Origin of the sequence: Rhizobium sp. PvP014 (assembly GCF_017876855.1) — a bacterium.
Classification (GTDB): Bacteria; Pseudomonadota; Alphaproteobacteria; order Rhizobiales; family Rhizobiaceae; genus Neorhizobium; species Neorhizobium soli.
This window is the reverse complement of sequence record NZ_JAGIOT010000002.1, coordinates 2,332,121-2,356,643: the sequence shown is the minus strand read 5'-3', so window position 1 is coordinate 2,356,643 and position 24,523 is coordinate 2,332,121. Positions and strand designations below refer to the sequence as shown.

Genomic DNA, 24,523 nt, shown 5'->3' with positions numbered 1-24,523 from the left:
GAATTCAGTCCTGGAGTAGTTGATGACGTCCAAAAGACCGCTTGGCCTTCCGTCTGTCCGATTGATCCTGATTGCCGCCGTCCTCGGGATCGTCGCCGGCACCGTCGCCGTATACGTGACGAACATGGGGTCTGGCAATGGTTCGGGTGGGGGTTTGGATGGGGCGGCAGAGGCCTCACTCTCCCCGTCGGCCGGCCAATGCGAGGGCTCGGCCGAACTGGCGAAGTCCGTCGGTGCCTTTTCCAAGGGCCAGGTTGCCGCCATGGTCGAGGCGCAGCCGCCGCGTCCGCTATCTTTGTCCTTCAAGGGACCGGCGGGACAGGACATGACCACGGCCGATCTTGCCGGAAAAACGGTGCTGCTCAACCTCTGGGCCACCTGGTGCGTACCCTGCCGCGAAGAGATGCCGGCGCTGAACGGGTTGCAGGCGGCAATGGGCGGCGATAATTTCGAAGTCGTCGCCATCAACATCGACACGGGCACCGACGAGAAGCCGAAGACCTTTCTTGAAGAGTACAAGATCGACAAGCTCGGCTTTTACCGCGACAGTTCGATGGGCACTTTCAACTCCCTGAAAAAAGAAGGCCTCGCCTTCGGCCTGCCGGCGACGCTGATCCTCGACAAGAAGGGATGCCTGATCGGCGCCATGAACGGCCCCGCGGCCTGGGACAGCGACGATGCGAAGGCGCTGGTGACAGCCGCCAAGGGCGCTTGAGGGGTGCGGATGAATGTGTTGCCCTTCGCCTCAGCCGACCGCTTCTAGCGTGCAGTCAAGCGGGTGAGGAGCGGACCGCCACAAGGCTGATACTTACCGCGTTGGGACTGGAACCTCGCCGCGATAGTCGTAGAAGCCGCGGCCGGATTTGCGGCCGAGCCAGCCGGCTTCGACGTATTTCACGAGAAGGGGGCAGGGGCGGTATTTGCTGTCGGCGAGGCCGTCATGCAGAACCTGCATGATCGACAGGCAGGTGTCGAGGCCGATGAAATCGGCGAGCTGCAGCGGTCCCATCGGGTGGTTGGCGCCAAGCCTCATGGCGGTATCGATCGCCTCGACCGAGCCGACGCCTTCATACAGCGTATAGATCGCCTCGTTGATCATCGGCAGCAGGATGCGATTGACGATGAAGGCGGGGAAGTCTTCGGCAACGGTGGCGGTCTTTTCGAGGGCGACCACGTATTCCTTGGCGGCCCGGAAGGTCGGCTCGTCGGTGGCGATACCGCGCACCAGTTCCACCAGCTTCATCAGCGGCACCGGGTTCATGAAATGTATGCCCATGAAGCGTTCCGGACGGTCGGTCGCGGCGGCGAGCCTGGTGATGGACAGCGACGAAGTGTTGGTGGCGAGAAGCGCCTCGGGCTTCAGAACCGGACAGACCTGCGCATAGATCTTGCGCTTGACGCTTTCATCTTCGGTCGCGGCTTCGATGACCATGTCCATCGGTGCGAGGTCGTTGACGTCGGCGGAGCCGGTGATGCGGGACAGGGCCGCGTTACGATCGTCGTCGGAAAGCTTGTTGCTGGAAACCTGGCGGGCGAGGTTGCCATTGATCGTTGCAAGTGCGCCTTCGATCCGGTCCTTGGAGAGATCATAGATATGCACGTGATAGCCGGCGAGCGCCGAAACATGTGCAATTCCGCAGCCCATCTGGCCTGCGCCGATGACGCCGATATTCTTCATGATCTCACTCGCTCCCTGGGTGCGGTTTTCGCCCGCGTCTCGCATTCATCATAACCGTACGGCGTCTCACAGCAAAATGCCGGGTTGCGTGAGACAGCCCGGCATTTTTCTAGTCTGCTAGCGTGTTTTTTGCCAGCATTTTCGCGTCGCCGAACTGCGGTGCGAAAAAGCCGGTCGCCCTCACAGGGCCTTTTCGAGCTGCGGCAGGATCTCGAAGAGATCGCCGACGAGACCGAAGTCGGCCACCTGGAAGATCGGTGCCTCCTCGTCCTTGTTGATCGCAACGATGACCTTGGAATCCTTCATGCCGGCCAGATGCTGGATGGCACCGGAAATGCCGACCGCGATGTAGAGCTGCGGTGCAACCACCTTGCCGGTCTGGCCGACCTGCCAGTCGTTCGGCGCATAGCCTGCGTCGACCGCTGCGCGCGATGCGCCAACGGCCGCACCCAGCTTGTCGGCGACGGGCAGGATGACTTCCTGGAATTTCTCCGAGGACCCGAGTGCGCGGCCACCGGAGATGATGATCTTGGCGGATGCGAGTTCAGGACGGTCCGAGGAGGCAAGAGCATCGGAGACGAAGGACGAGACGTTAGGGTTTGCTGCGGCTGCCACGGTTTCCACGGAAGCAGAACCACCTTCGCCGGCTGCCGCAAAGGATGCCGTGCGCACGGTGATCACCTTCTTGGCATCGGTTGCCTGGACGGTCTGGATGGCGTTGCCGGCATAGATCGGGCGACGGAACGTATCCGGCGAAATCACCTCGATGATCTCGGAAACCTGCGCAACATCGAGCAGCGCAGCAACGCGCGGCATGACGTTCTTGGCGGACGCTGTCGCCGAGGACATGATGACATCGTAGGATCCGGCCAGCGACACGATCAGTGCTGCAAGCGGTTCGGCAAGGCTGTTGGCAAGGCTTGCGTCGTCGGCAAGCAGAACCTTGGAAACGCCGGAGAGTTTCGCTGCCGCATCGGCTGCGGCCTGCGCGCCCGAACCGGCGACCAGAACGTGGACCTCGCCACCGATCTGCGAAGCTGCCGTCAGCGCCTTGGCGGTCTGGTCGTTTAGGCTGGCATTGTCGTGTTCTGCCAGAAGAAGAATGGCCATGAGTTTATCTCCCTAAAATCAGATCACGCCGGCGGTCTTCAAGGCGCCGACCAGTTCCTCGACGGACTTTACCTTGATGCCTGCCTTGCGGCCGCCCGGCTCCTCGGTCTTCAGAACCTTGAGGCGAGGGGCGATATCGACGCCGAAATCCGCTGCCGTCTTCTTGTCGAGCGGCTTCTTCTTCGCCTTCATGATGTTCGGCAAGGACGCATAGCGCGGCTCGTTGAGGCGCAGGTCGGTGGTGACGACGGCTGGAAGCTTGACCTCGACGGTCTGCAGGCCGCCATCAACTTCGCGGGTAACCACAGCCTTGTCGGCGGAAAGCTCGATCTTCGAGGCAAAGGTTGCCTGTCCGGTGCCGAGCAGGGCTGCCAGCATCTGGCCGGTCTGGTTGGAATCGTCGTCGATCGCCTGCTTGCCGACGATGATCAGGCCCGGCTGTTCGGCGTCGACGACACCTTTCAGGAGCTTCGCAACGGCAAGCGGTTCGACCGTTTCGTCAGTCTCGATCAGGATCGCCCGATCGGCGCCCATCGCAAGGGCGGTGCGCAGCGTTTCTTCGGCCTTTGCCGGACCGATCGACACGACGATCACTTCCTCGGCCTTGCCGGCCTCTTTCAGGCGCAGGGCTTCCTCGACGGAAATCTCGTCGAACGGGTTCATCGACATCTTGACGTTGGCAAGCTCGACACCGGATCCATCCGGCTTGACGCGGATCTTCACGTTGTAGTCGACGACGCGCTTTACAGGCACCAGGATCTTCATGGGGTCCTTCCTTGACTTTTCTCCAGCCGCAGATTGCGACATCTGCGGCGTATCCATTTGTCAGTGGGCGACATGGATACCCATTTTTGCCCTGATGACAACGTGGATTATCCCATCCGGGTTGCGGTTTTCTCATAGGCCTATTCGGCCGGTCGCGTCTCTTGCGATATGCTCTGCCTGTGCAGCACCGCCTTCGGCGTGACGATCTCGCGGTCGAACAGAGGTACGCCCCGGCGCCGCATCACGATGACGAGTGCGGCGCCCGCCAGAATTCCGCCGACATGCGCACCCCAGGACACCGCACTATCGGCTTCGAGCCAAAGCATCACGAATTGCTGAACGATCCACAGGGTCAGCGGCACGAAGGCTGGCAGCGGCAGCGGTATTCGAAACAGAACAAGCACCCATACCCGGACGCGCGGATGCAGCAGGAAATAGGCGGCGACGACACCGGAGATCGCGCCCGATGCGCCGATCAGCGGCCCCTCGGACATCGGGCCGACGAGGCCGTGCACAAGCGCGCCGGCTGCGGCACAAAGCAGGTAGAATATCAGGAAGCGTACATGCCCCAGCGCGTCCTCGACATTGTCGCCGAACACCCAAAGAAACAGCATGTTCGATGCAAGGTGCCAGAAATCCAGATGCAGGAAGGCGTAGGTGACGAAGGTCGCGTCTTCGGGGACGAGGATGGCAGAGGGGTCTAGCACCGCATAGTCGAAGATGATCGCCGGAATGAAGCCGAGACCCAGCGAGGCGATCTCCGTCGTTTCCGAAGGCGCAAGCGTCGTGAATACCCACATGAGTATGTTGGCGGCGATCAGCGAGATCGTCACCCATTGCACACGGATGTATTTTAGCGCGACGGCATCATGCAGCGGAATGAACATGCGTCGCTTCCTCCCCTCCCGTCCGTCGCGCCTTGGTCGCGTTTTCGCCTACCGGTTCTTGCCGGGTACCCACAGAATGTCTGTCCTGCCATTCTCGTTGGCGACGCGGGCGGCGACAAACAGGAAATCCGACAGGCGGTTGATATATTTGAGCGCAGCCGGGCCGATCGCCTCATGCCGCGAAAGCTCGACCATCAGCCGTTCGGCACGCCGCGATACGGTGCGGGCGAGATGCAGATAGGCGGATGCCGGCGAGCCACCGGGCAGCACGAAGGATTTCAGCGGTTCGAGATCGGCGTTCAGCGTGTCGATCTCGGTTTCCAGGCGTGTGGCCTGCGCTTCGATGATCCGCAGAGGCTCGTATTCGGGCTTTTCGCCGGTGTCGGGCGTGGCAAGATCGGCACCCAGATCGAACAGGTCGTTCTGGATGCGGAACAGCATCTGATCGACTTCGCCCATGCCTGCCGTATGAAGCCGCGCCATGCCGATCGTCGAGTTGACCTCGTCGACCGTGCCATAGGCCTCGACCCTGATGTCGTGCTTGTCGCGCCGCGGGCCGGATACCAGTGCTGTCGTCCCGTCGTCGCCGGTGCGCGTGTAGATCTTGTTGAGCTTGACCATGAAGACTGTAATTTCCTTAGTTCGGCATTTGCTCTAGCTCGGCCGGCCGCCGCCGGTCAGCCAGAGCGTGAACATGATGAGGATGACGGCCACGGCCTGGAGCAGCAGACGCAGTTGCATCAGCTTGTTCGACCGGTTGGCATCGGTGCCCTTCACCATGTTGAACAGGCCCTTGATCAAAACGAGCACGACCAGGCCGATGACGATCACGGTCAGAACGGTGGTAAAGGTGGCCATTGAGATTTTGCTTTCCGCTTGCGGGCGATCAGTCGATCCGTTGCATCAATTTGTAGAAGAGCGCTGCCGGCAGGATACGTTTCAGAAACGCGCCCTGCTTGGCCGGCTTCGTCACCAGATAATGTGGCTTCGGGTTGTCGGCGGTCAAGGCATGCTTCAGTACCGTGTGAACGGCGTCCGGACCCAGCTTGTGGCGGTTGACCGGCCCGCTCCCGTCCAGCCGCTGCAATTGCCGCTTGTATTGTTCGGCATGCGGCGAATTGACCAGGTCGATATTCTCTTTGACCTTGGCGAGCGCGTTGGCCGTGAACTGCGTGTCGATCGGTCCGGGCTCGATCAGGCTCACATGGATGCCGCTTCCGTAAAGCTCCATCCGCATCGTCACGGTCAGACCTTCCAGCGCGAATTTCGAGGCGGTGTAGGCGCCTCGGTAGCGATAGGGAACGATGCCGAGAATGGAGGAGCAGTTGACGATGCGTCCATGACCCTGTCGCCGCATGACAGGGATGATGCGGGTCGTCAGGTCATGCCAGCCGAACAGATTGGTCTCGAACTGGATCCTGAGCACGTCGGTCGAAAGGTCTTCCACAGCACCTGGCTGGCCATAGGCGCCGTTGTTGAAGAGCGCATCAATGCGGCCGCCGGTGCGGGCGAGAACGGTGTCGACCAACGCCGCGATCGTTTCAGGCTTGGTGTAGTCCATCACCAGGGCTTCGATGCCGGCCTCATCCAGCGCTGCCAGATCGGCCTCTTTGCGCACGGTCGCGAACACCCGCCATCCCTCGGATTTCAGCGCGCGGGCACAATGAGCGCCGATCCCTGAGGAACAGCCTGTCACGATAATCGTTCTTCCGTCTGTCATGCCGATTGCATACCGTTAAGGTCTCTCTGTACAAGTTGCCGCCTACCTTCCATATTTTGTCATAAGCCTCAACTCATCCTCCACCGAAGCCCTCAGGGAGATGCCGCCTTTGGAAGAAAACTCCCCGGTCAGGTGGCCGAGACTGGCGTTCAAGGTGCTCTGGGATGCCTATTGGCATTTCTCGGAGGATGATGGGTGGGCCATGGCGAGCCACGTGGCGCTGTCGGGCCTTCTGGCGCTGTTCCCCTTCCTGATCTTCGGCACGGCACTTGCCGGCTTTCTCGGTGCAGGCGGGTTTTCGCAGACGACTGTACATCTCCTGTTCGATACATGGCCGGCCGATGTCGCCGATCCGATCGCGTCTGAACTGCAGCGGGTGCTGGAAATACCGCGCGGCGGGTTGCTGACCGTGTCGGTGCTGGCCGCTGCATACTTTGCGTCGAACGGCGTCGAGGCCCTGCGCATCTCGCTCAACCGCGCCTACCGGGTCACCGAGACGCGGCCCTGGTATGTGACGCGTCTTGCCAGTTTGGGTTATGTCATCCTGGCGGTGGTGATCTTTGCGGTCATCAGCATTCTTCTGCTGGCAGTGCCCGTCGCATCGCGGTTTGCCCAGACCCGTTTCCCCTGGCTGATCAGCGATCTCAACGCGGCTGCCAACTGGGGTCTCGTCGGCACGGCGTTTCTCCTGATGATCGGCCTGCTCGGGTCGCACAAATACCTTCCGGCGGGAGATCGCCGGCTGATCGACATCATGCCGGGCGTGGCGCTGACGGTGCTTCTGTGGACATGCTTTGGGTTCGGTTTCGCGGCCTATCTTTCGACCTTCGCCAATTACGCAGCGACCTATGCGGGTCTGGCGTCGATCATGATCGTGCTGATCTTCCTTTATATGGTGGGCGTGATCTTCATGCTGGGAGCGGAGTTCAATGCGGCGCTGATGAAGTACCGGATCTATTCGGTCTTCTCCCGCGTCCGGAAAGAGCGTCGCCGCCGTGGCGATGCTTCGGCTCTAGCCCTTAAGGCCGAGGAGGCCGCGAATGTTGAGCGGGCTGAGACCCGCGTCGCGCAGGGCCGCAAGCCCGGTTGATCCCTCGCTTTTCGACAGTTTTCGCCCGTCTGTGCCAAGGATCAGCCGATGATGGTGGTAGATCGGCTGCGGCAGGCCGAGCAGTTCCTGCAGAAGCCTGTGAACCGAGGTTGCGTGATAGAGATCCATGCCGCGCACCACGTGGGTAATGCCCTGCGCCGCGTCGTCGACGGTGACGGAGAGATGGTAGCTCGACGGAGCATCGGAGCGCGACAGGACGACATCGCCCCAGGCTGCCGGATCGGCCGGAACGAGCTTTTCGGCGCCGTCGCTTATCTCCCGCCATGTCAAAGCGTCCGAAACTCTCGCCAGCGCCTTGTCCATGTCGAGCCGCCAGCTGTGGCGGATGCCGCTTTCGATCAGCGTCTTTCGTTTGGTCTCGCTCAGGTACCGGTCATGATCAGGATAGAGCGCTGACCCATCCGGGTCGCGCGGCCATGTCGCGCCATCGGCCTCGAAATCTGCGACCCTTGCCTTCACCTCGCCGCGCGTCATGAAGGCCGGATAGACGAGACCCATCTCCATCAATTCAGCAAGTGCTTCACGGTAGGTCTCGAAATGCTCGGACTGGCGGCGCGGCGGTTCTTCCCAGGAAAGGCCAAGCCAGTGAAGGTCGCGGTAGATGGCGTCCTCGTAGTTAGGCGTCGAGCGAGCAAGGTCGATATCCTCGATCCGCAGCAGGAAGCGGCCATTCATGTCCCGGGCCATTTCGTGGTTGAGGACCGCCGAAAGCGCATGTCCGAGATGCAGCAGTCCGTTCGGGCTTGGCGCGAAACGCAAGATTGGTCTATCAGGATCGGTGGCGATTTGGGCGGCTGGCATGCCTCCTTCTGCCATGATTTGTGATGCGCAACCATGGAGAAAACCGTGCGGATCATCCGCGACCGATCGGATATCAATGAGGGGCTCGCCGAACTGGTGATCGCCGATCCGCGCCTTGCCCCCATCATCGAGATGTCCGGCGAGCTGCCACTGCGGCTGATCGAACCGGGTTTTGCCGGCCTTGCCTCCATCATCGTCTCGCAAGTGGTTTCGCGGGCGAGCGCCGACGCGATCTGGAAGCGCATGGCGGCTGTTCGTGCCACCGAAGCCGAGGCTTTTGCAGCGCTTGATCCAGAGGTTGTCGCGAGCTTCGGTCTATCGCGGGCAAAGGCTGCGACGCTCACGCATCTTGCGACGGCGATTGCGCAGAAGGGCTTCGATCTCGATGCGATCGCGGGACTGGAGGCATCCGAGGCGACACGGCAGCTGATCGCACTTCCCGGCATCGGTCCCTGGACGGCAGAGTGCTACATGATGTTTTCCGCGGGCCACGCGGATTTCTTCCCCGCTGGCGACGTGGCGCTGCAGGCAGCGGTTGCCGACGGGCTTGGCATGGAAGCGCGCCCGACCGAAAAGCAGCTCGCCGCCATCGCGCTCATCTGGCGTCCCTGGCGCTCGGTCGCGACGAGGCTTTTCTGGTCCTATTACGGGGTGAGGACCAAGCGCGACGTCTCGCCGATTTTGTGAAGTTTGAGTGACGGAGCCGCCTGTATTTAAAGGGCTTCACAATCCTGTAACAACGGTCCTAATATAGAGGTGATAGATGCCGAATCCGTTAGGAGCGTCATTTGACGATTGCAGTCTCCCCGCAGGCCTTACCGGCGCTCGTGTTGAACGCTGACTATCGGCCACTGAGCTATTATCCCTTGTCGTTGTGGTCCTGGCAGGACGCGATCAAGGCGGTTTTCCTCGACCGTGTGAACATCATTGCCGAATATGATCATTCGGTTTGTTCACCGAGCTTCTCGATGAAACTGCCAAGCGTTGTCAGCCTGAAGACCTATATCCAGCCGACCCGCAATCCCGCCTTTACCCGCTTCAACGTGTTCCTGCGCGACAAGTTCGAGTGCCAGTATTGCGGCGATCATGACGATCTGACCTTCGATCACGTCATTCCGCGGGCCCATGGCGGCGAAACGACCTGGCAGAATGTTGTCGCGGCATGTTCACCCTGCAATTTGCGCAAGGGCAGCAAGCTTCCCACGCAGGCCGGCATGTTCCCGCACCAGAAGCCTTACGCGCCGACCGTGCAGGACCTGCACAACAACGGCCGGCTGTTTCCGCCCAATTATCTGCACGAAAGCTGGATGGACTATCTCTACTGGGATTCCGAGCTGCAGCCGTAAGAGTTACAGCTCACGCGGCTTTCTTGGCACCGATGAAGGCGACGGCCGCGAGGATGACGCTGGCGATCACGTTCCAGCCTGCAAAGGACAGACCGAGCACGCGGAGTGCTGCTTCCGTGCAGGATGGTCCGTGCACCGTGTTGAGATCGGAGAGAAGGCTGCCGGCATTGGTCGTGACACCCGCGCCGCCGCCGCAGCTTGCGGGACCTTCCCAGAAGGCCCATTCGACGCCCGCGTGATAGACGCCCATTCCGGCGCCGACCAGCATCATCAGGCCGACCAGGATCAGAAGCGTGCGGCCGATCCAGGCGGGCATGCCGAACGCCAGAGCGCCCATGGCAAGAATGCCGACCGGAATTGCGTAGTAATAGGGTTCGCGCTGCAGCAGGCACATCGCACAGGGAATATAGCCGCCGAGATACTGGAAGCCGAGCGCCGTGCCGACGGTTGCCGCCATGCCGAGCGTGACGATGACCGCATGGCCGAGACCCTTGCGGGCATGGGTGGTGGAAGCTGTCAGCGCCATCGGCTTATCCTTGTATTCCCGACGAGATTTCGCGCGCAGCTGTAAATCAGAACCGGCCATCCTGTAAACCGTGCGCCCCTTGTCAGGCAGGCCCTGTGCGGCACATTGCCGTGATGGCCCTATCCGATTTCCCATTTCTTACGAAAAGGTGCCTTCTTACTAAAAGTTACTATGGATGATATTGAAGCGCATCAGCAGCATTGGAGAATGCAAATGGATTTCACGAAAGCAACAATCCTGATCACCGGCGGCAATTCCGGCATCGGCCGCGGTCTCGCCATCGCCCTTTCCGAACACGGCGCGAAGGTGATCGTCACCGGGCGCAACGAGGCGAGTCTGAATGAAACGCTGAAGGACAATCCGGCGCTTTCCGGATACCAGCTCGATGTCACGGACAAGGACGGCCTGAACGCATTTGCCGCATCGGTCGTGAAGGATCATCCGGATCTCAACGTCGTCATCCACAATGCGGGCATCATGGAGCGTGAGAACGTGCTCGCTGACGTTTACGACGTCGATGTCGCCGAGCGCACCATCACCACCAATCTTCTCGCGCCGATCTGGCTCACCTCGGCCCTGCTTCCGCATCTGCGCCAGAAGCCGGAAGCTGCGATCGTCACCGTCTCCTCCGGCCTCGCCTTCGTGCCGCGCACCGATTCCATGACCTACAGCGCCACCAAGGCGGCTATTCACTCGTGGACGACAAGCCTGCGGCACGAGTTGCGCAGCACCAAGATCGCCGTGGTGGAGCTTGCCCCACCGCAGGTGGCGACGGAGCTGACGCCCGGCCAGTCGAAATTCGCGACAGCCATGCCGCTTGCCGATTTCGTGTCTGAGTCCGTCGGGCTGCTCTGCGCCGATCCGACGCCGTCAGAAGTGATGGTTCAGCGGGTGATGCGGCAGCGCACGGCCGAAGCCACCGGCAATTTCGACCAGGTCTTTGCGATGATCAACCCGAGCTGACGGCTGCAATCTCTGGAGGCGCCGGTATCGTTGGCGCCTTCAGCCTTCGCCGTCGAACTCCGTCCTCGCCTTCGCCACCGCATCGTGGTTCTCGACCGCCCAGATCCACACATTGCAAAAGGCAGCCCCGAGCGTCAGGCCGAGCGGCGAGAGGCTGTATTCCACCTTGGGCGGCACGCAGGCATAGGTCTTCCGGATGACAAGACCGTCGCGCTCCATGCGCCGAAGCGTTTGGGTCAGCATTTTCTGACTGATGCCGGTGACGCGGCGGGCTAGGTCGGAAAACCTTAAAACACCCTCGTCCCACAGCGTATCCAGGATGACCACCGTCCACTTGTCCGCAAAGCCCGAGATCATCTGGCGGACGAGGTCTTCCACCTTCGGATCGACATTGTCAGGATAGTCGCGCGCCTTGTAGCTCTCTGCCCGCGCCACGTCGTCGGCCGTGAAGACCGGCTTCTGTTGGGTGCTCATGGTGGCGTATCCCCTGCTGTCGAACCTTGAGTGCGTTTGTATCGAAAAGAGAGTTATGCAGCAAGACGAGGGTCTTCGATCCATCCACCGTGCGTTGTGGAACCATTGCGCCGGTGGGACATTCGGACTCCCTAGCCGTGCCGGGAGCGTTCCATGTCCGATACTCTTTCAACCTACCGCAGCAAGCGTGATTTCAAGAAGACCAAGGAGCCGAGCGGCGCCGCCGAAGTGCGGCCGTCCAAGCGTGGCCGCTTCGTCATCCAGAAACACGATGCGACGCGGCTGCATTACGATCTGCGGCTGGAAATGGATGGCGTGTTCAAGTCCTGGGCGGTCACCCGTGGACCCTCGCTCGATCCCCAGGACAAGCGCCTTGCGGTCGAGGTCGAGGATCATCCGCTCGATTACGGCGATTTCGAAGGGACCATTCCGAAAGGCGAGTATGGCGGCGGAACTGTCATGCTCTGGGATCGGGGATACTGGGAAGTCGACGGCGCGCTTCCACTCGAAAAGGCGCTCGCCAAGGGCGATTTCAAGTTCATCCTGGATGGCGAAAGGCTGCAGGGCGGCTTCGTGCTGGTGCGGATGAAAAAGGACCGCGATGGCGGCAAGCGCACCAACTGGCTGCTGATCAAGCACCACGACGATCACTCGGTCGACAAGGACGGCGATGCGGTTCTGAAGGAGGCCGAAACGTCGGTCGCGTCCGGTCGCGACATGGCAACGATCGCTGCGGGCAAGGGACGCAAGCCGAAGCCTTTCATGCTGACCAGCGGCGCGGTCGATGCGGATGCGGTGTGGGACAGTAGCGAAGGACTGGCGGCTGACGAACGGCGCGGCAAGGCGGAGGACAAGGCCGCAGATAAGGGCAAGAGTGCAGATAAGGCGAAGCCTGCTTCGGTGAAGATGCCGGATTTCATCGCGCCGCAACTCTGCCAGATCCGCGACCGTCCACCGTCGGCAGCCGGTTGGCTGCACGAGATCAAGTTCGATGGATATCGGGTTCAGATGCGCGTGCAGGACGGCAAAACCATCTTAAGGACCCGCAAGGGGCTCGACTGGACGGATCGGTTCTCGCAGATCGGCAAGGGTGCCGCAGTTCTGCCGGATACGGTGATCGACGGCGAGATCTGCGCGCTCGATCATGACGGCGCGCCTGACTTCGCAGCGCTGCAGGCAGCACTTTCGGAAGACAAGACAGACGACCTCGTCTATTTCGCCTTCGATCTCCTTTTCCACGAGGGGCAGGACCTGCGCGACATGCCGCTGGACGAGCGCAAATCGCGGCTGTCGCAGGTGATTGCCGAAGCGGAACCCGGTGCACGGATCCGCTATGTCGACCATTTCGAAACCGGTGGCGATGCGGTTCTGCGTTCCGCCTGCCGTCTCTCGCTCGAAGGCATCGTCTCGAAACAGGCGGACGCGCCGTACCGGTCGGGGCGAAGCGACACCTGGGTCAAGGCCAAGTGCCGGGCCGGCCACGAAGTGGTGATCGGCGGCTATGCGACAACCGAAGGCAAGTTCCGCTCGCTTCTCGCCGGGGTCTATCGCGACAACCATTTCGTCTATGTCGGACGCGTCGGAACCGGTTTTGGTGCGGGCAGGGCTGCGGATCTGATGTCCAAGCTCGAACCACTTTCAGCCGAGAAAAGTCCGTTTACCGGTATCGGAGCGCCGAAGAAGACCAAGGACATGCATTGGGTGAAACCGGAGCTGGTTGCCGAGATCCAGTTCGCGGGCTGGACCAATGATGGTCAGGTGCGCCAGGCGGCATTCAAGGGCCTGCGCGAAGACAAGCCGGCTGATGAAGTTGAGGCGGAAAAGCCGGCTTCACCGGATCAGGAGACGCCGCAGCCAAAGGCGGAAAAGACCGCCAGCGGCGCGAAACCCACGAAGGTGCCGCGCGGCAGGGGCGGCAAGGCGGAAGTGATGGGCGTGATGCTCTCCAATCCCGACAAGCCGCTCTGGCCAAGCGATGCCCAGAACGGTGACACGCCTGTTACCAAGGAGGATCTCGGCCATTACTACGAATCGGTCGCGGGCTGGATGATAGAGCACATCAAGGGTCGGCCCTGCTCGGTCATCCGCGCGCCCGACGGGATCGGCGGCGAGCAGTTCTTCCAGCGGCATGCCATGCAGGGCACATCGAACCTTCTGGAACTGGTCAAGGTCCATGGCGACAAGAAGGCCTATCTGCAGGTCGATCGCATCGAGGGACTGGCAGCTCTCGCGCAGGTCGGATCGCTGGAACTGCACCCATGGAACTGCCAGCCGAACAAGCCCGAGGTTCCCGGAAGGCTCGTCTTCGACCTCGATCCCGCTCCCGATGTCGCCTTTCCGAAGGTAGTCGAGGCGGCGCGGGAAATCCGCGATCGGCTCGACGAACTGGGGCTGATGAGCTTTTGCAAGACGACGGGCGGCAAGGGCCTGCACGTGGTCGTGCCGCTGAAGACGGGCGGCCGCAAGGAACTAACCTGGGATGAAGCCAAGGATTTCGCGCACCGGGTTTCCAACCTGATGGCGCAGGACGATCCCGATCTCTATCTCACCAAGATGTCGAAGAAGCTGCGTGAAGGCCGCATCTTCATCGACTATCTGCGAAACGACCGCATGGCGACAGCCGTCGCGCCGCTTTCGCCGCGTGCGCGCGAGGGTGCGACGGTCTCCATGCCGCTCACCTGGACCCAGGTCAAAGCCGACCTCGACCCGCAGCGCTTCACCATTCATACGGTGCCGGCGCTGATTGCGAAAACCGAGGCGTGGAAGGACTATTGCGACGCCGAACGGCCGCTTGCCGAGGCGATCAAGCGATTGAAGAAGGTTGAGGCTCGGGGCTGAGGGGGACGATAGGTCGGCGGTAGGCGGTCGGTCGCAGGTTGCTAAGAACGCTTTATCGAACAACTCTGCAGTCACTTGGGAAATTGAGGCCAGTCCCAAACTCCCCTCATCCTCGCCCTTGTGGCGGGGATCCAGTCAGCTCAAGTCCTTGAGCTGAAGAGAGTCTTTGACCCGACGGACGTCGGGTCGCTGTATCCCCGCCACAAGGGCGAGGATGAGGAAGGTTGGGGTACCGCTCCGGTCAAACAAACTTCTTAAGCGTTCGCGAGCAGTCCAAGGCTGCCGTTCCCCACCAGCCGTCGCCTTACTTGCTCTTCCGCTTGTCTGCCGCCAGCGAGCGTTTCAGCGCATCCATGATGTCGATGACGTTGCTCGGCTTCTCCGACTCTTCCTTTTCGGCCTTCTTCGGTGCCGGGCGGCGTTGCTTCTTCTTCGACTTGATGATGTCGAGCAGATTGTCCTGCACCGGATCTGTCACGAATTTCGCGTCCCAGGGGCGGGTCTGCTGTTCGATCAGCTTGCGGATCAGCGGCAGCGTTTCTTTCTCGGGCTCGGCCTTGTCCAGTCCGTCGAAATAGTCCTTGGCTTCGCGCACCTCGTCGCCGAAGCGTAGAGTCCAGAGAACGATGCCCTTGCCGCGGGGCTCGATCATCACGGCCCGCTCGCGCCGTCCGAGCACCAGTCGCGAAATGCCGACCATCTCCTGGCTGTCCATCGCGGCGCGGATCACCGAGAATGCCTCTTCGCTGACCTTCTCGTTGGGCGTTAGATAGTAGGGGGTATCAAGCCAGATCCAGTCGATTTCGGCGCGAGGCGTGAAGGTCGAGATGTCGATCGTCTTGGTGCTTTCAAGCGCGACATTGTCGAGCTCTTCGTCTTCCAGCATCACGTAGTCGTCTTCGCCGCGCTGATAGCCTTTGACTTCATCGTCATCACGCACGGGCTTGCCGGTCACCGAGTCCACGTAGTGGCTCTGCACCCGGTTGCCGGTTTCGCGGTTAAGCGTGTGGAAGCGCACCTTCTCGCTTTCCGAGGTCGCCGGTGTCATCTCGACGGAGCAGGTGACGAGCGAAAGCTTCAGATAGCCTTTCCAGTAGGGACGTATCGCCATGGCTGTCGTTTCCCTTAACCGGCCTTGCGGCGCGTGCTTGTCGAGGATGATGGTGCTGACTTGGCAGTCTTGCGCGGCGTCTTGTTGGTGTTGGCGGATTTCGGCTTGGCGCTCGCCTTGGTCTTTGCCTTCGGCTTGTCCGTTGATCCGGACTTGCCGCCCATGCCGGCGCTTTCACGCAGGGCCTGCAGAAGATCGGATGGTTTGGAGGCTGTCGGGGCCTTCCGCTTCGGGATCTTCTTGCCCTCGAGCTTCGCCTTCACCAGTTCGGCCAGCGCTTCTTCATACCGGTCGTCGAACTTGGTCGGGTCGTAGCTACCCTTCTTGGTGCCGATGATATGGGAGGCGAGTTCGAGCATCTCCTTGTCGATCTTGACCTCTGTCACGTCTTCGAAGGCCTTGTCCGTCGAGCGGACCTCGTAATCGAAATTGAGCGTGGTGCCGATCAGCCCGTCGCCGTGGGGACGGATCAGCACTGTCCGCAACCGCCGGAAAAGCACGGTGCTGGCGATCGCTGCGACGCCCGCCTCCTTCATGCCGTCGCGCAGAAGCGCAAAGGCTTCCTCGCCGAGCTTTTGGGGCGCGAGATAATAGGGCTTGTCGAAATAGATGTCGTCGATTTCCGAGCATGGAATGAACGCGTCGATATCGAGTGTCTTGTCGCTCTCGGGGATAGCGGCGGCGATTTCCTCGGGTTCCAGCACCACGTATTTGCCGCTGCCGGTCTCGTAGCCCTTCACCTGGTCGTCGTGCTCGACGGGGTCACCTGTCTCGCTGTCCACAAACTCGCGGCGCACGCGATTTCCGGTCTTGCGATTGAGGATGTTGAAGCTGATCCGGTCCGACGATGAAACCGCTGTGTAGAGCGCGACAGGGCAGCTCACCTCGCCGAACTTGATATGACCTTTCCAGTTGGCACGTGGTGCACTCATATCAACCTGCTCCCTTGCTTGACGGCGGGATCGTCAACGAAGATGACGTAACGGAGCCAGAGGGCGATAGTTCCTTTTCGCGAGCGGTTGTCATGAAGTTCGATGCGACGCGGCCCTTAACGCTTATCGTTTCCACCGGGTAAAAAAATTTCGTTTGGGGTGGGAACAAAATTAGAAGTCATGCATTGCGCCTGTTCGAGCCGGGGGTGAAGAGCAGAATGAACGATGACCGCGTGACCGGCGACAGCCGGCCAACCCGATCTCAAACCTATTTCGACGATGTCATCGTCCGCGCCCTTCTGCCTGCGGCGAAAGCAGTCCTTTCCCTAATTCTCCTCTGTCCGCTGATGGTTTCCTGCTCCGGCGTGCAGTCGGTGCTTGATCCCGCGGGACGGGAAGCCGCGGGTGTCGCGACACTGTTCTTCGCGATGCTGATCGGCGGCGCGGTAATCTGGGTCGGCGTCGTGGCGCTTCTGTTTTATGCGGCGCGCAAGAAGAACGCCCATTCCGAACAGGGGGCGGGAAAGCTGATCCTCTGGGGCGGCGCCGTGATGCCCTGCATCGTTCTCGGCGCGCTGTTATCCTACGCCATGTGGCTGATGCCGAATGTCCGTCCGTTTTTCTCGGGAGGCGGTGAGGGGCTGCAACAGATCGATGTTACCGGCGAGCAGTACTGGTGGCGGGTCCGTTATCTCGATCCGGACGGCTCTGTCGCCTTCGAGACCGCCAACGAGATCCGCATGCCTGTCGGCGAGCGGGTGGCGTTTCAGCTGACCTCGCCCGATGTCATCCATTCGTTCTGGATCCCGGTGCTCGGCGGCAAGATGGACATGATCCCCGGCCGTCGCAACGTGTTGACGCTGGAGGGCAACAAGCCCGGCTCCTATCGCGGAGTCTGCGCCGAATTCTGCGGCACCTCGCATGCGCTGATGGGCTTTACCGTGGAGGTGATGGAAAAGCCGGCCTATGACGCCTGGCTCGCATCCCGCCGCAGCGCGTCCGGTGGCGGGGATGCCGAGGGGTTGGCACTGTTTCTGAAAAACGGCTGTTCAGCCTGCCATGCGATTTCAGGCACCGAGGCGCGCGGCGTCATCGGCCCGGATCTGACTGCATTCGGCGAGCGCGGTTCGGTCGGTGCCGGCACGCTTGGCAATTCCACCGCCGATATCGCCCGCTTCCTGCGCGATCCCGCCGGCGTCAAGCCGGGCGTGCGGATGCCGCATTACAATATGTTGCCCGAAGCCGAAACCGATCGCATTGCACAGTATCTGAAGGGGCTTCGATGAGCGTTGAACTCGGAAATTTCTCGCCCGAGGAGCGCGCCGCCCAGGAAAAGAGGCTGCGCGACACCTGGGAAACGCCCAAAGGCTGGCGCTACTGGACGTCGGTCAACAACAGCGAGATCGGGCTCTGGTACGGCGTCACCGCATTCGTTTTCATGCTGTTTGCCGGCGTTCTCGGACTGCTGATTCGGATGCAGCTCGTCGTTCCCAACAACGATTTCATGTCGGCCGAGCTGTTCAACCAGGTCTTCACCCTGCATGGCACGGTCATGATGTTCCTGTTCGCGGTGCCGATCTTCGAGGCGATCGCGATCTTTCTTCTGCCGTCCATGCTCGGCGCACGCGAACTGCCGTTCCCGCGGCTGTCGGCCTTCGGCTACTGGAGTTTCCTTCTCGGCGGCATCTTCGTCTGCGGCTCGATCTTCTTCAACGCGGCACCCAATGCCGGCTGGTTCATGTATCCGCCGCTTGCCACCGACAAGGAATATGCCGGCATCGGCGCCGACATCTGGCTGCTCGGCCTCTCCTTCATCGAGGTGGCATCGATTGCCGCAGCCGTCGAGATCATCGTCGGCATCATGAAATGCCGCGCGCCCGGCATGCGCATCAACATGATGCCGATGTTTGCCTGGTATCTGCTGATCGTCGCGGGGATGATCCTGTTTGCCTTCCCGCCGCTGATTGCCGGCGACATCCTGTTCGAGATGGAGCGGATGTTCAACTGGCCGTTCTTCGATCCATCGCGCGGCGGCGATCCCTTGCTCTGGCAGCATCTGTTCTGGATCTTTGGCCACCCGGAAGTCTACATCGTCTTCCTGCCGGCCATCGCGCTGATGGCGATGATCGTGCCGACATTTTCGCAGCGTCCGATCGTTGGCTATTCCTGGATCGTGTTGGCGGCTGTCGGTACGGGTTTCCTGAGTTTCGGGCTGTGGGTCCACCACATGTTTGCGACCGGCCTGCCGCAGATTTCGCTCGCCTTCTTCTCGGCGGCATCGGAAGCGGTGGCGATCCCGACCGGGGTGCAGATCTTCGTATTCATCGCCACCATGCTTGCGGGCCGGGTGATCTTTTCGGTGCCGATGCTGTTTGGCGCGGGCGGGCTGATCATCTTCGTGATCGGCGGGCTGACCGGCGTCATGGTGGCCCTCGTTCCGTTCGACTGGCAGGCGCATGACACCTATTTCATCGTGGCCCACCTGCATTACGTGCTGATCGGCGGCATGTTCTTCCCGATCGTCGCCGGCATCTACTATTACTTCCCCTTCGTGACCGGCAAAAAGCTGTCGGATACCTGGGGCAAGGTGTCGTTCTGGCTGATGTTCACAGGCTTCAACACCGCGTTCTTCCCGATGCATTTTTCCGGGCTGCGGGGCATGCCGCGACGCGTCTTCACCTACCCGGAAGAATTCGGCTGGGATATTTTCAACCTCGTCTCGACCATCGGCGCCTTCATCTTTGCAGCCGGTGTCGCCACCTTCGTGATCGACATCTTCCGCCCGAAACCCAAGCCGGCAGAGCGCAATCTCAACCCGTGGAATTCCGGCACGCTGGAATGGACCAACGATCCGGATGAGAGCTGGGGCATGCGCTCCGTGCCCATCATCACCAGCCGCTATCCGCTATGGGACCAGCCCAACCTGCAGGCCGATATCGAGGCTGGCCGGTTCTATCTGCCGGATGCGAAATCCGGCAGGCGTGAGACGCTGGTCACGTCGGTGCTCGATGCCAAGCCGCTGCAGTGCCTGCGCGTCGGCGGTGTGTCCTATGTCACCATCATAGCCGCCCTGTCGCTGGGTGGCGTGTTTATCGCGCTCACCTTCCACTGGTGGATCCCCACCATCATCTGCGCCATCATCACCTTTATCGCAATCATCTACTGGCTGTGGACGGGCACGGCACAGATTCCGGAGACGGCTGAAACCGATGTCGGGCTGGGCCTCAGCCTGCCGGTCTATGTTTCAGGCCCCGCGTCCGTCGGATGGTGGGCGATGTTCATCACTATGGTCGGTGACGGTACCGCCTTTGCCAGCCTGATCTTCGGCTATTTCTTCTACTGGACGGTGCATGACGATTATACCGGCGTCAGTGCCGGGCCCGGCGTGTTCTGGCCGATGGTGGCACTACTGCTTTATCTAGCGGCCTGGGGCCTGACGATGCTGGCCCGGCAGCTGAACGAGAAGGGCCCAACGGGTTGCCGCTTTGCCCTCGTTGCAGCCGCAGCCGTTACCATCGCCGCCTCGCTTGCCGGTCTCGCCGGTCCATATCTTACCGGCATGGACCCGACTTCCAACGTCTATCCGGCCACCGTCTGGGTGATTGCCCTCTGGACCGTCATCCACGGCGTGGTCGGCGTCGTGATGCAGCTCTACTGCCTTGCCCGCAGCCTCACCGGCAACATGACAGGCGAATACGATCAGGATATCCGCAACGTCACGCTCTACTGGCATTTCATGGCGTTTACCGCCGTCGTCACGTTCGGCGTGCTCGGTCTCTTTCCGCTGGTGGCATCATGAAGAGCGTTATCCCCCGCGAGGTCGAAACTCTCTGGACCCTGTTTACGGCGCCCGTGGTTTGGGCGCTGCATTTCATCATCTGCTATGCGACGGTCGCGGTTTTCTGCGCCAAGCGTCTGCCGGCGTCGTTCAGCTTCGATACGGTCCGGATCGTGCTTGTCGTCGTGACACTCGCCGCGCTCGCGATGATCGTGCTTTCGGCCTATCTCGCCTGGCGCCAGTGGGGGTTCGGTGCCAAGGACGCGCCGCATGACGAACCGACGCGCTCGTCGCGCACGCTGTTCCAAGGGTTTGCAACGCTGCTTCTGTCGGGCCTGAGCTTCGTGTCGGTCGTCTATGCGGCCATTCCGCTGATCTTCATTGCGGAGTGCCAGCCATGAAACGCCTTGCGCTGATCTCGGGAGCGCTGGTCCTCGGTCTGCTGTGGTTCGGCATCCTGCCGTTTTCCGATCGTGGCTCGTTCTCGGTGCACATGGTCGCGCATATGGGTGTGGTTGCCATCGCGTCGCCGTTGATCGCGTTTGGCATGTCCGGAAGCCGCTTCGATTTCACGGCCGGTCATCTCTGGCTCACACCGATGCTCGCCTCGGTGCTGGAACTGTTTGCCGTCTGGGGCTGGCATATTCCGGCCATGCGCGAGCTATCGGAAGGGTCGGTCCCGTTCGCCGCTCTCGAGCAGATGGTATTTCTCACGGCCGGGCTGACGCTGTGGCTCTCCTGTCTCGGCGGTGCGGCATCGGGACGCGAGGCGCGTCGACTTGCCGGCACGTTCGGCCTCTTGTTTACCTCGATGCATATGACGCTGCTCGGCGCGCTCCTGTCGCTTTCGCCGCGGCCGCTTTACGGCGCGGGCGAGGTGAGCTGTTTCGGTATACCGCTCACCGCACTCGCCGATCAGCAGACAGGCGGTGTGGTGATGCTGCTGGTTGGTGCTATCGTCTATCTTGCAGGCGGCGTGGCGCTGCTCGCCGGCATGCTGAGGCATGATCCGGCTCCTGAGCTTGAGGGGAACGCATGATGACGATCCGCTGGAAGCATCTGATCATTCTTGCCATCCTTGCGCCTATCCTCGGCCTCGGCGTCGCGTGGTCGGGCCTGATCAGCGTGCGCGCCTCGACGGGACACTGGGCGGCGACCGACTGGTTCCTGCATTGGGTTATGCGCAATTCGGTCAGCACTGCCTCAATGTCCGTCGATCCGCCACCGCTCGACAATCCGGCTTTGGTGCCGGCCGCTGCCGGCCATTTCGAAAGCGGATGCGCCACCTGTCACGGGTCGCCGGCACAGGGCCGGTCCGATGCCGTGCTGTCGATGCTTCCGCCGCCGCCGGATCTGAAAGTAGTCGTGCCGACCTGGACCGACGCGCAGTTGTTCGAGATCGTCAAGCACGGCGTTCGCTTTACCGGCATGCCGGCCTGGCCGGTGCAGACGCGTGACGACGAAGTCTGGGCGATGGTGGCGTTTCTGCGCAAACTGCCTGAGATGGACGGCAAGGCCTATATCGCAGCATCAGGTCTGCACGGCATGGGAACCGCGGGCGAAGTGTCGCCGCTGCCGATCACCTGCGAAAGCTGTCATGCGGAAGCAAAGCTCAACGATGGCAGCATAATCCCGCGTCTCGCAGGACAGTCGGAGACCTATCTGCTGGAAAGCCTCAAGGCCTATCACGACAACAGGCGGCCAAGCGGCATCATGGGTGTCGCAGTCGGCACGCTCCCGGAAGAAAGCCTGCCGGAACTGGCGCGCTACTATGCCGGTCAGCAAAGTCCGAAACGCGATATGCCGCCGAAGGACCAGGCGCTTGTGGAAAGAGGCCGCGAGCTTGCCGAAAAGGGACGGTCAGCGGACAAGATCCCCGTCTGTCTCGGCTGTCATGACAAGGACGGTGCGAACCCTGCCTATCCGAAATTGTCGGGTCAGAATGCCGCCTATCTGAAGCAGCAGCTCGATCTGTTTCGAGGCGGCGCTCGTGGCGGCACGGCATCGAGCCATCTGATGGTGAATGCTGCAAAATATCTTCAGGACGACGATATCGATGCTCTCTCGGCTTTCTTCAGCCAGCGCTGACGCCTGAAAGAGATCGGCCGGGCGCAACGGGTGGTGCGTCCGGCCGGTTTGTTTTTAGGCGCGCAGGTCGAAACGGTCTGCGTTCATCACCTTCACCCATGCGGCCACGAAATCCTTGACGAACTTCATCTTGGCATCGGCCTGGGCATAGATCTCGGCAATCGCGCGCAGCTGCGAATGCGAGCCGAAGATGAGGTCGGCGCGGGTGGCAGTCCACTTCTGCGCGCTGGTGCTGCGGTCGCGACCTTCATAGACGCCACGCTCGCCGGCAACAGGTGCCCAGACGGTGCCCATGTCGAGGAGGTTGACGAAGAAGTCGTTCGTCAGCGTTTCCTTGGCATTCGTGAACACGCCGTGCTCAGGTGTGCCGACGTTCAGAACACGAAGGCCTCCGACCAGAACGGTCATTTCCGGTGCCGTCAGCGTCAGAAGCTGGGCACGGTCGACCAGTGCTTCTTCCGCCTGCATGAACTGCGTGCGCTTTTCGTTCACGTAGTTGCGGAAACCGTCGATGCGGGGCTCGAGTGCTGCAAACGACAGGGCGTCGGTCTGCGCCTCGGAGGCATCCATCCGGCCGGGCGAGAAGGGCACGACGACATCGTGACCAGCAGCCTTCGCCGCCTTTTCAACGCCGGCAGCGCCAGCCAGCACGATCAGGTCGGCAAGCGAGACCTTCTTTGCACCGGCATGGGCCGTGTTGAAGGCGGTCTGGATGTCTTCCAGCTGACGGAGAACCTTGGCAAGCTGTTCCGGCTGGTTGACTTCCCAGTCCTTCTGAGGGCTCAGACGGATGCGGGCACCGTTGGCACCGCCGCGCTTGTCGGAACCGCGGAAGCTGGACGCCGAGGCCCAGGCGGTAGACACCAGTTCCTGAACCGAAAGACCGGTTGCCAGAACCTTTTCCTTGAGGTTGGCGATGTCAGCATCGTCGATCAGCGGATGATCGACCGGCGGAATGACGTCCTGCCAGATCAGGTCTTCGGCTGGCACTTCCGGGCCGAGGTAGCGAACCTTCGGGCCCATGTCGCGGTGCGTCAGCTTGAACCAGGCGCGGGCAAACGCGTCGGCAAATTCAGCCGGGTTTTCGAGGAAGCGGCGCGAGATCGGCTCGTAGATCGGGTCGAAACGCAGCGCCAGGTCGGAGGTGAGCATGGTCGGGACATGCTTGCGGCCGGGGATATGCGCGTCGGGTACCGAAGCTTCGGCGTTCTTTGCCTGCCACTGATGGGCGCCGCCCGGGCTCTTCGTCAGTTCCCATTCGAAGCCGAACAGGTTTTCGAAGAAGTAGTTGCTCCACTGGGTCGGCGTCTGCGACCAGGTGACTTCGAGACCGCTGCCGATCGTGTCGGCGCCCATGCCGGTGCCGTGCTTGCTCGCCCAGCCGAGGCCCTGGGATTCCAGCTCGCCGCCTTCCGGGTCGGTTCCGACCAGCGACGGATCACCGGCGCCATGGGTCTTGCCGAACGTGTGGCCGCCGGCGACCAGCGCCACGGTTTCCTCGTCGTTCATCGCCATGCGGGCAAACGTGCTTCTGATGTCGCGGGCCGAGGCCAGCGGGTCCGGGTTGCCGTTCGGGCCTTCCGGGTTGACGTAGATGAGGCCCATCTGCACGGCGCCGAGGGGTTCGGCCAGCTCGCGCTCGCCGCTATAGCGCTCGTCGCCCAGCCAGCTACCTTCGGGACCCCAATAGAGTTCTTCCGGCTCCCAGACGTCGGCACGGCCGCCGGCGAAACCGAAGGTCTTGAAGCCCATTGATTCCAGCGCGACGTTGCCGGTCAGGATCATCAGGTCGGCCCAGGAGATCTTGTTGCCGTATTTCTGCTTGATCGGCCACAGAAGGCGGCGGGCCTTGTCGAGGTTGACGTTGTCAGGCCAGCTGTTGAGCGGTGCGAAACGCTGCTGGCCCATGCCGGCGCCGCCGCGGCCGTCGGTGATGCGATAGGTGCCGGCGCTGTGCCAAGCCATGCGGATGAACAGGCCGCCGTAATGACCGAAGTCGGCCGGCCACCAGTCCTTGCTATCGGTCATCAGCGCGTGAAGGTCCTGCTTCACGGCGTCGAGATCGAGCGTCTTGAATTCTTCGGCATAATCAAACGACTTGCCCAGTGGGTTGGCCAGTGCCGTGTGGGTATGCAAAATCTGAACGTTCAGCTGGCTTGGCCACCAGTCGCGGTTCGAGCGACCGCGGGGCGTATTGCCCTGGGGGTTCTGGCCATGTGCAACGGGACACTTGCCCGCAGTGTCAGTTTTCGTGTCCATGACATTCTCCTTAGATTGTCTGTCGTGCATTGCATGAAAAGGGGAGGATTGTGTGTCGCAACCCGGTGTCTCAAGTCCTACAGGAACATTTCGATAAATTTAAGTTGGATTTCCTGATGGTTGCGATAATTTCACC

Annotated in this window: 24 protein-coding genes; 11 read left to right on the top strand and 13 right to left on the bottom strand. The window is 61.4% G+C overall.

The genetic code is table 11. The annotated features are described in order from the left end of the window. Positions 1–22 precede the first annotated feature (22 nt). Positions 23–715 (top strand): TlpA disulfide reductase family protein, encoded by a 693-nt coding sequence (locus J3A65_RS16010; protein WP_209902225.1) that lies wholly within the window; start codon positions 23–25, stop codon positions 713–715. Positions 716–808: 93 nt separating this feature from the next. On the opposite strand, the gene J3A65_RS16005 is transcribed toward J3A65_RS16010, so the two are convergent. The 7 genes from J3A65_RS16005 to J3A65_RS15975 all read right to left on the bottom strand — a co-directional run bounded on the left by J3A65_RS16005 (position 809) and on the right by J3A65_RS15975 (position 6,160). Further along, positions 809–1,678: a 3-hydroxybutyryl-CoA dehydrogenase gene (locus J3A65_RS16005; RefSeq protein WP_245341564.1), complete on the bottom strand. Its 870-nt coding sequence runs from the start codon at positions 1,676–1,678 to the stop codon at positions 809–811. A 180-nt stretch (positions 1,679–1,858) separates the two neighbouring features. Continuing rightward, a complete protein-coding gene (locus tag J3A65_RS16000) occupies positions 1,859–2,788 on the bottom strand; it encodes an electron transfer flavoprotein subunit alpha/FixB family protein (protein ID WP_209902221.1) in 930 nt (309 codons plus the stop codon). A gap of 18 nt (positions 2,789–2,806) precedes the next feature. Continuing rightward, positions 2,807–3,553 carry an electron transfer flavoprotein subunit beta/FixA family protein gene (locus J3A65_RS15995; RefSeq protein WP_062461709.1) on the bottom strand — a complete coding sequence of 249 codons (747 nt, stop codon included), beginning with the start codon at positions 3,551–3,553 and terminating at the stop codon, positions 2,807–2,809. A gap of 140 nt (positions 3,554–3,693) precedes the next feature. Then, positions 3,694–4,440, bottom strand: coding sequence for a rhomboid family intramembrane serine protease (locus J3A65_RS15990; RefSeq protein ID WP_209902219.1), 747 nt, complete (start codon positions 4,438–4,440; stop codon positions 3,694–3,696). Positions 4,441–4,488: 48 nt separating this feature from the next. Further along, positions 4,489–5,061, bottom strand: a complete 573-nt coding sequence (locus J3A65_RS15985) for a cob(I)yrinic acid a,c-diamide adenosyltransferase (RefSeq protein WP_062461703.1) — start codon at positions 5,059–5,061, stop codon at positions 4,489–4,491. 33 nt (positions 5,062–5,094) lie between these two features. After that, a complete protein-coding gene (locus J3A65_RS15980) occupies positions 5,095–5,298 on the bottom strand; it encodes a twin transmembrane helix small protein (protein ID WP_062461700.1) in 204 nt (67 codons plus the stop codon). A gap of 28 nt (positions 5,299–5,326) precedes the next feature. After that, the gene (locus tag J3A65_RS15975; RefSeq protein WP_092659416.1) at positions 5,327–6,160 is read right to left on the bottom strand and encodes an SDR family oxidoreductase; all 834 of its coding nucleotides are present in this window, start codon (positions 6,158–6,160) and stop codon (positions 5,327–5,329) included. A gap of 109 nt (positions 6,161–6,269) precedes the next feature. Here J3A65_RS15975 and J3A65_RS15970 point away from each other — a divergent pair, with 109 nt between their 5' ends. Next, positions 6,270–7,250, top strand: coding sequence for a YihY/virulence factor BrkB family protein (locus tag J3A65_RS15970; protein WP_244476240.1), 981 nt, complete (start codon positions 6,270–6,272; stop codon positions 7,248–7,250). On the opposite strand, the gene gluQRS is transcribed toward J3A65_RS15970, so the two are convergent. Continuing rightward, positions 7,173–8,072, bottom strand: coding sequence for a tRNA glutamyl-Q(34) synthetase GluQRS (gene gluQRS, locus J3A65_RS15965; RefSeq protein ID WP_209902217.1), 900 nt, complete (start codon positions 8,070–8,072; stop codon positions 7,173–7,175). The genes J3A65_RS15970 and gluQRS overlap by 78 nt on opposite strands. A gap of 33 nt (positions 8,073–8,105) precedes the next feature. Between gluQRS and J3A65_RS15960 the strand changes: the two genes are divergently transcribed. Beyond that, positions 8,106–8,759: a DNA-3-methyladenine glycosylase 2 family protein gene (locus tag J3A65_RS15960; protein WP_209902215.1), complete on the top strand. Its 654-nt coding sequence runs from the start codon at positions 8,106–8,108 to the stop codon at positions 8,757–8,759. Between the two features lie 101 nt (positions 8,760–8,860). Next, positions 8,861–9,418 carry an HNH endonuclease gene (locus J3A65_RS15955; protein ID WP_209902213.1) on the top strand — a complete coding sequence of 186 codons (558 nt, stop codon included), beginning with the start codon at positions 8,861–8,863 and terminating at the stop codon, positions 9,416–9,418. Positions 9,419–9,428: 10 nt separating this feature from the next. Here the strand turns inward: J3A65_RS15955 and J3A65_RS15950 are convergent, their stop codons facing one another. Then, positions 9,429–9,938 (bottom strand): disulfide bond formation protein B, encoded by a 510-nt coding sequence (locus J3A65_RS15950; RefSeq protein WP_209903564.1) that lies wholly within the window; start codon positions 9,936–9,938, stop codon positions 9,429–9,431. 219 nt (positions 9,939–10,157) lie between these two features. Here J3A65_RS15950 and J3A65_RS15945 point away from each other — a divergent pair, with 219 nt between their 5' ends. Further along, positions 10,158–10,907: an SDR family oxidoreductase gene (locus J3A65_RS15945; RefSeq protein ID WP_209902211.1), complete on the top strand. Its 750-nt coding sequence runs from the start codon at positions 10,158–10,160 to the stop codon at positions 10,905–10,907. Between the two features lie 39 nt (positions 10,908–10,946). On the opposite strand, the gene J3A65_RS15940 is transcribed toward J3A65_RS15945, so the two are convergent. After that, entirely contained in the window at positions 10,947–11,381 is a 435-nt protein-coding gene (locus tag J3A65_RS15940) for a helix-turn-helix domain-containing protein (RefSeq protein ID WP_209902208.1), read from the bottom strand. 153 nt (positions 11,382–11,534) lie between these two features. Between J3A65_RS15940 and ligD the strand changes: the two genes are divergently transcribed. Further along, on the top strand, positions 11,535–14,219 hold the full coding sequence (gene ligD, locus J3A65_RS15935; protein ID WP_209902206.1) for a DNA ligase D: 2,685 nt from the start codon (positions 11,535–11,537) through the stop codon (positions 14,217–14,219). 304 nt (positions 14,220–14,523) lie between these two features. Here ligD and J3A65_RS15930 read toward each other — a convergent pair whose 3' ends face one another. Then, positions 14,524–15,330 (bottom strand): Ku protein, encoded by an 807-nt coding sequence (locus J3A65_RS15930; protein ID WP_209902204.1) that lies wholly within the window; start codon positions 15,328–15,330, stop codon positions 14,524–14,526. A 14-nt stretch (positions 15,331–15,344) separates the two neighbouring features. Further along, positions 15,345–16,262: a Ku protein gene (locus tag J3A65_RS15925; RefSeq protein ID WP_209902201.1), complete on the bottom strand. Its 918-nt coding sequence runs from the start codon at positions 16,260–16,262 to the stop codon at positions 15,345–15,347. Positions 16,263–16,480: 218 nt separating this feature from the next. Here J3A65_RS15925 and coxB point away from each other — a divergent pair, with 218 nt between their 5' ends. The 5 genes from coxB to J3A65_RS15900 are packed head-to-tail and all read left to right on the top strand — an operon-like array spanning position 16,481 to position 22,128. Continuing rightward, a complete protein-coding gene (gene coxB, locus J3A65_RS15920) occupies positions 16,481–17,548 on the top strand; it encodes a cytochrome c oxidase subunit II (protein WP_209902199.1) in 1,068 nt (355 codons plus the stop codon). Then, positions 17,545–20,061 (top strand): cytochrome c oxidase subunit I, encoded by a 2,517-nt coding sequence (gene ctaD, locus J3A65_RS15915; RefSeq protein ID WP_209902196.1) that lies wholly within the window; start codon positions 17,545–17,547, stop codon positions 20,059–20,061. Before coxB ends, ctaD begins: the two co-directional genes overlap by 4 nt. Next, complete coding sequence (locus J3A65_RS15910; RefSeq protein WP_062461668.1) at positions 20,058–20,441, top strand: hypothetical protein; 384 nt, start codon at positions 20,058–20,060, stop codon at positions 20,439–20,441. Before ctaD ends, J3A65_RS15910 begins: the two co-directional genes overlap by 4 nt. After that, positions 20,438–21,079: a cytochrome c oxidase assembly protein gene (locus J3A65_RS15905; protein ID WP_209902193.1), complete on the top strand. Its 642-nt coding sequence runs from the start codon at positions 20,438–20,440 to the stop codon at positions 21,077–21,079. Before J3A65_RS15910 ends, J3A65_RS15905 begins: the two co-directional genes overlap by 4 nt. Beyond that, positions 21,076–22,128 carry a c-type cytochrome gene (locus J3A65_RS15900; protein WP_245341563.1) on the top strand — a complete coding sequence of 351 codons (1,053 nt, stop codon included), beginning with the start codon at positions 21,076–21,078 and terminating at the stop codon, positions 22,126–22,128. The genes J3A65_RS15905 and J3A65_RS15900 overlap by 4 nt, the downstream gene beginning before the upstream one ends. Before the next feature lie 54 nt (positions 22,129–22,182). Here the strand turns inward: J3A65_RS15900 and katG are convergent, their stop codons facing one another. Continuing rightward, positions 22,183–24,387: a catalase/peroxidase HPI gene (gene katG, locus J3A65_RS15895; protein WP_209902191.1), complete on the bottom strand. Its 2,205-nt coding sequence runs from the start codon at positions 24,385–24,387 to the stop codon at positions 22,183–22,185. Positions 24,388–24,523 lie beyond the last annotated feature (136 nt).

Coding starts and splice junctions, on each gene's coding strand:
- J3A65_RS16010 (WP_209902225.1), top strand. CDS start 23: ATGACGTCCAAAAGACCGCTTGGCCTTCCGTCTGTCCGATTGATCCTG.
- J3A65_RS16005 (WP_245341564.1), bottom strand. CDS start 1,678: ATGAAGAATATCGGCGTCATCGGCGCAGGCCAGATGGGCTGCGGAATT.
- J3A65_RS16000 (WP_209902221.1), bottom strand. CDS start 2,788: ATGGCCATTCTTCTTCTGGCAGAACACGACAATGCCAGCCTAAACGAC.
- J3A65_RS15995 (WP_062461709.1), bottom strand. CDS start 3,553: ATGAAGATCCTGGTGCCTGTAAAGCGCGTCGTCGACTACAACGTGAAG.
- J3A65_RS15990 (WP_209902219.1), bottom strand. CDS start 4,440: ATGTTCATTCCGCTGCATGATGCCGTCGCGCTAAAATACATCCGTGTG.
- J3A65_RS15985 (WP_062461703.1), bottom strand. CDS start 5,061: ATGGTCAAGCTCAACAAGATCTACACGCGCACCGGCGACGACGGGACG.
- J3A65_RS15980 (WP_062461700.1), bottom strand. CDS start 5,298: ATGGCCACCTTTACCACCGTTCTGACCGTGATCGTCATCGGCCTGGTC.
- J3A65_RS15975 (WP_092659416.1), bottom strand. CDS start 6,160: ATGACAGACGGAAGAACGATTATCGTGACAGGCTGTTCCTCAGGGATC.
- gluQRS (WP_209902217.1), bottom strand. CDS start 8,072: ATGCCAGCCGCCCAAATCGCCACCGATCCTGATAGACCAATCTTGCGT.
- J3A65_RS15960 (WP_209902215.1), top strand. CDS start 8,106: ATGGAGAAAACCGTGCGGATCATCCGCGACCGATCGGATATCAATGAG.
- J3A65_RS15945 (WP_209902211.1), top strand. CDS start 10,158: ATGGATTTCACGAAAGCAACAATCCTGATCACCGGCGGCAATTCCGGC.
- J3A65_RS15940 (WP_209902208.1), bottom strand. CDS start 11,381: ATGAGCACCCAACAGAAGCCGGTCTTCACGGCCGACGACGTGGCGCGG.
- ligD (WP_209902206.1), top strand. CDS start 11,535: ATGTCCGATACTCTTTCAACCTACCGCAGCAAGCGTGATTTCAAGAAG.
- J3A65_RS15930 (WP_209902204.1), bottom strand. CDS start 15,330: ATGGCGATACGTCCCTACTGGAAAGGCTATCTGAAGCTTTCGCTCGTC.
- J3A65_RS15925 (WP_209902201.1), bottom strand. CDS start 16,262: ATGAGTGCACCACGTGCCAACTGGAAAGGTCATATCAAGTTCGGCGAG.
- coxB (WP_209902199.1), top strand. CDS start 16,481: ATGAACGATGACCGCGTGACCGGCGACAGCCGGCCAACCCGATCTCAA.
- ctaD (WP_209902196.1), top strand. CDS start 17,545: ATGAGCGTTGAACTCGGAAATTTCTCGCCCGAGGAGCGCGCCGCCCAG.
- J3A65_RS15910 (WP_062461668.1), top strand. CDS start 20,058: ATGAAGAGCGTTATCCCCCGCGAGGTCGAAACTCTCTGGACCCTGTTT.
- J3A65_RS15905 (WP_209902193.1), top strand. CDS start 20,438: ATGAAACGCCTTGCGCTGATCTCGGGAGCGCTGGTCCTCGGTCTGCTG.
- J3A65_RS15900 (WP_245341563.1), top strand. CDS start 21,076: ATGATGACGATCCGCTGGAAGCATCTGATCATTCTTGCCATCCTTGCG.
- katG (WP_209902191.1), bottom strand. CDS start 24,387: ATGGACACGAAAACTGACACTGCGGGCAAGTGTCCCGTTGCACATGGC.